Origin of the sequence: Syntrophaceticus schinkii (assembly GCF_000946815.1) — a bacterium.
Taxonomy (GTDB): Bacteria; Bacillota; DSM-12270; order Thermacetogeniales; family Thermacetogeniaceae; genus Syntrophaceticus; species Syntrophaceticus schinkii.
Genome location: NZ_CDRZ01000018.1, coordinates 1 through 4400 on the forward strand (window position 1 = coordinate 1; position 4400 = coordinate 4400).

The following is a 4400-nucleotide window of genomic DNA, read 5'->3' on the forward strand; positions in this document are numbered from 1 at the left end:
TAGCTTATTCCAGCCTCGACGATTCCCGCTTTGAGGAAGCGTGTGATGAGTCTTAGCATGTTCGGGTCTGCTATGCGTAGTTTTAAGCACTCCATCATCCATTTATGGTCTACGTTATCGAAGAACCCCTTAATATCCGCATCGACTATGTAGTTTATTGGTCGATTCTCGATGATGGCGTTTAGTGCTTTCAGTGCGTCATGGCAGCTTCGACCTGGCCTGAATCCGTATGAGCAGCCTAGAAAATCCTGCTCATAAATGGCATTCAATATGCGTGCCATCGTCGCCTGCACCAGCTTATCTTCATATGCCGGTATGCCCAGTGGCCTCATTTTGTTGCTTCCTGGCTTGGGAATGTAGACTCGCCTAACCGCTTGCGGTTTGTAGGCCTGTCTCTTCATCCTTGCTACCAGGTCTTTCATATTGACTTCAAGATTCGCCTCATACTCTGCCTTACTTACTCCGTCCACCCCAACCGCTTTTCGTTCTGGCATGCCATATGGGCTGCATGAGTGTTTCTTCATTGATTAGATGAACTAGTGTTGTGAATTTTAGCTTTGGGTTTTCTCTTGCTTTCTCCGCTATCCTTGTCAGTTTCGTTTCCACTGCTTCCTCTCCTCTGGTGAGTCAGTGTCTCCCTTTCAAGGGCAATGACTTCGCTACCGCCTTCCCTCCACAGGAGTTACCCTGTCTCCTTGGTACTATGCGGTAATCCGACTCCCTGCGCGCCTTTTGGCTTCCTCACTTTGTATCGCTTGTAGGCCATACCCCCTCATCGGAAGAGCACACAGGGTCTCCCAAGTTGCCATGACCCAACTGTGTACAGCGTGCCAAGGTCTTTGACTCCGGGGAAGTTTCGGCCTGCTCGCCTCTATCGCCTGCCGAAATGCTGCCTTCTTCAGGACGGAAAGAATCGGCCTTCCCATCTCGCACCATTTCGAAGCTCAATCCCTTCAACCTTGCGGCTTTCGGCCCGCTGTCTCGCCTGCCTACGCTTAAACATAGCTGTTACCAGCTATGCTCCAAGGTTGGCTACGGGTGGTTGGCTAAACCTTGCCCGGTGGGATTCCCACCCACTAAGTGTCACGACCTAGCTTGGTCGCTCCCGTCCCCGGTGCATCCCCGGTGCATCTATTTCATTGAGAGGGAGATGCGGCCTCTCTGCACATCTACGGAGAGTACGCGCACTGTGACTACATCTCCCACTGATACTACATCCAGTGGATTTTTGACATAGTCGTGGCTCAGTTCGGAGATATGCACCAGGCCGTCATTTCCGACGCCTATGTCCACGAATGCTCCGAAATCCACGACATTGCGCACAACTCCTTTTAGTTCCATGCCGGATTTAAGGTCTTCGATACTGAGCACATCGGTCATGAAAACAGGCTGTGGCAGGTCTTCCCGCGGGTCCCTGCCTGGGCGCAGCAAGGCCTCGATAATGTCCTTCAGTGTAGGCACACCTGCACCGAGCTCTTCTGCAGTCTTTTCGATGTCAAGTTCTGTCAACTTACTGCGCAGGGATGGCGTCCCAAGTTCATCCAAAGAAGCCCCCACCAATTCCAGGAGCTGATATGTCAGATCGTAAGACTCCGGGTGAATCGGTGTGGCATCCAGCGGATTCTCACCACCGCTGATCCTCAAAAAACCGGCGCACTGTTCGAATGTTTTTGGCCCAAGACGCGGCACAGCGGACAGTTGCCGCCTGTTATTCATAACTCCTGTCTCCTCCCGGAAGTGCACGATATTCTCTGCAACAGAGGCATTGATCCCGGATACATAGCTGAGCAGAGGGGCTGAAGCGGTATTCAGGTCAACCCCCACATGGTTTACTGCGGACTCTACAACAGTGGATAAACTTTCATCAAGACGCTTGGGGGGCACATCATGCTGGTACTGTCCCACACCCACGGCCTTTGGTTCGATTTTAACCAGTTCTGCCAGGGGGTCCTGCAGGCGGCGGGCAATGGAAACCGCGCTCCGCTGAGACACATCGAGGTCCGGGAATTCTTTGATAGCAAGCTTTGATGCAGAATAAACACTTGCCCCAGCCTCACTGACAATCACATAAGCCAACCCGGGCTTTTTCAGCTTCTGGATCAATCCCGCCACAAACTGCTCTGTTTCACGGGAGGCTGTGCCATTCCCGATGGCGATCACCTCTATCCCATACTCCTCTATCAAGCGGGTGAACACTTCCTCTGCCTCACGGAGCTTCTGCTGTGGGGGTGTGGGGTAAACGACCCCTACCTCTAGCAGTTTACCGGTCTGATCCACAACCGCCCACTTGCACCCTGTCCGGTAGGCGGGGTCAACACCTAAAACCATTTTCCCCCGCACAGGGGGCTGCAGCAAAAGACTGCGCAGATTTTTGGAAAAAACGATGATCGCCTGTTCTGAAGCCTTTTCCGTCAGCTCAGCACGCAGCTCCCTTTCTATCGCAGGAGCAATCAGCCGCTTATAAGCATCAGCCACCGCTCTTTTCACCAAATCCGTGGTAGTGCTGTCTTCTTTGACATAATTTTTATGCAGCCAGGAAAGCACCGGTTCAGGGTCGACATCCACCCCTACCAATAAGTACTCCTCACGCTCACCGCGGTTGATGGCCAGCACACGGTGTGAAGGTACTTTGGAAAGCGGCTCTTTGAATTCATAGTACATCTCATAAACAGAAGATTTTTCTAAATCTTTAGCCCTGGTTGCCAAATAGCTGTTTCGCCTCGTATGATCCCGCACCCAGCCGCGCACCTTCGGATCATCTGCTACATCTTCAGCGATAATATCCATCGCCCCCTGCAGAGCATCCTCAACGGTCAGCACCTCTTCTGTGAGGTACTTTTCCGCTTCCGCTTCCGCAGAGCCAGCAGCAGGAAAGGACAAAAGGTACTCAGCCAGCGGCTCTAACCCCTTCTCCCTGGCCACACTGGCTCTGGTTTTTCGCTTCGGCCGGTAGGGGCGGTAAATATCCTCAACCTCAGTCAGCTTTACAGCACCATTGATCTGTTTTTGCAGATCCTCGGTCAGTTTCCCCTGCTCATCCAGCAGCCGGATTACTTCCTCTTTGCGCTGTTCAAGGGAGCGATAATAACCCACCCGCTCCTCGATCTGGCGGATTTGGGTTTCATCCAGCTCCCCGGTTACTTCCTTCCTGTACCTGGCAATAAAAGGAACTGTATTCCCCTCATCAAGCAACTCCACCGTACTGGTCACACTTTTCCGAGAAAGCCCCAGTTCCCTGGCTGTAATCTTCAGAATATCAATAATTGCGAACTCCCCCTTTATCTTTGTATCTGTGCTGTCCCAACTAAATGGTAGCTAAAAGTGTCTTAGCTAAAAAGTACCAGAATCCGTCAGTGCGTGCTCTCGTAGAAGCTAAATTCGGCTAAATGATGCCAGGCACCCCAGCACCCGAGGCTAAATGGTGAGGCACTCCAACAGCAAAATGGTACCGGGCACCTCGGCACCCTCGCGGCACGGTAATACGGCAACACAATGTGTTATATTACTGTTAAACCCGCTTAGCTATATCTGCTGCCTAATCGTACCATTTAATAAGGGAATAATTCAAGGAGGATTGGGAGGATTGGGAGGATTGGGAGGATTGGGGTCAGGCTTGAGTAATTGAGTAATTTCCGTTTTGGGGATGCGGGGATGCGGGGGTACTGGGGTACTGGAATATTTGGTACGGGGGTACGGAGGGCACAAGAAACAAGACGCTCTAGCATACGGGCGTCCGGATGTTGTTGCCTAAACATTACATAAGCATCCTGGATAATGAATACGAGGGTTTATCCCAATATTTTACTCACATAGAAATGTACCATCAGAAAGTAAATTACTCAAGCCTAACCCCCAAAGGAGGTATCTTCCATGTTGGTAAAAGACATTCGCGAATGCAGCTACTTCGCTGCTGAGGATGGCAGCATCCTCTGCGAACTGCTGCATCCTCTGCGGGAAGGAGGGAAAATTGCCCTCCAATGCAGCATCGCTCATGCCCGCATTCCCGCAGGCAAGAGCACAATCCCGCATAAACTCCAAGAGAGTGCCGAGGTTTACTACATTTTGGAGGGAGAAGGCGTCCTTCACGTTGACAAAGAAATTGTCAATGTAAAGCCCGGCAGAGCAGTGTATGTGCCCCCCGGGGCAGTGCAGTACCTGGAAAACACCGGTGATGGGGAGCTTTCATTCCTCTGCATTGTGGACCCTATGTGGACAGCAGAGCAGGACCGGGGTCAGACTCAGGAAGGACGCATGCGTCACAAACATGGCGCTGCATAAGGCGTTTGAGCGATTGGGCCAAAATTTTTACTTCGCATCAATTGCCCATCTCGGTTCTTAGCGAGCACATATGTGGTTATTTTTGATGCGTTAGTGACCGGGTCAGGCTGGAGTGCTTTCAG

4 protein-coding genes are annotated in these 4400 nt (G+C 51.6%); 1 reads left to right on the plus strand and 3 read right to left on the minus strand.

The annotated features are described in order from the left end of the window. From SSCH_RS01560 to SSCH_RS01570, 3 genes are all read right to left on the minus strand, one after another. Positions 1 to 494 (minus strand): reverse transcriptase domain-containing protein (locus SSCH_RS01560; RefSeq protein ID WP_269746090.1); only part of this gene is annotated, 494 nt, incomplete at its 3' end. Positions 495 to 741: 247 nt separating this feature from the next. After that, complete coding sequence (locus SSCH_RS01565; protein ID WP_198142075.1) at positions 742 to 948, minus strand: hypothetical protein; 207 nt, start codon at positions 946 to 948, stop codon at positions 742 to 744. A 183-nt stretch (positions 949 to 1131) separates the two neighbouring features. Continuing rightward, positions 1132 to 3282, minus strand: a complete 2151-nt coding sequence (locus SSCH_RS01570) for a Tex family protein (RefSeq protein ID WP_044663937.1) — start codon at positions 3280 to 3282, stop codon at positions 1132 to 1134. 588 nt (positions 3283 to 3870) lie between these two features. On the opposite strand from SSCH_RS01570, the gene SSCH_RS01575 reads away from it, so the two are divergent. Then, positions 3871 to 4278 carry a cupin domain-containing protein gene (locus SSCH_RS01575; protein ID WP_044663938.1) on the plus strand — a complete coding sequence of 136 codons (408 nt, stop codon included), beginning with the start codon at positions 3871 to 3873 and terminating at the stop codon, positions 4276 to 4278. The last annotated feature ends 122 nt before the right edge of the window (positions 4279 to 4400 follow it).

Excerpts from the sequence above, each read along its gene's own strand:
- SSCH_RS01575 (WP_044663938.1), top strand. The coding sequence starts at position 3,871 with ATGTTGGTAAAAGACATTCGCGAATGCAGCTACTTCGCTGCTGAGGAT.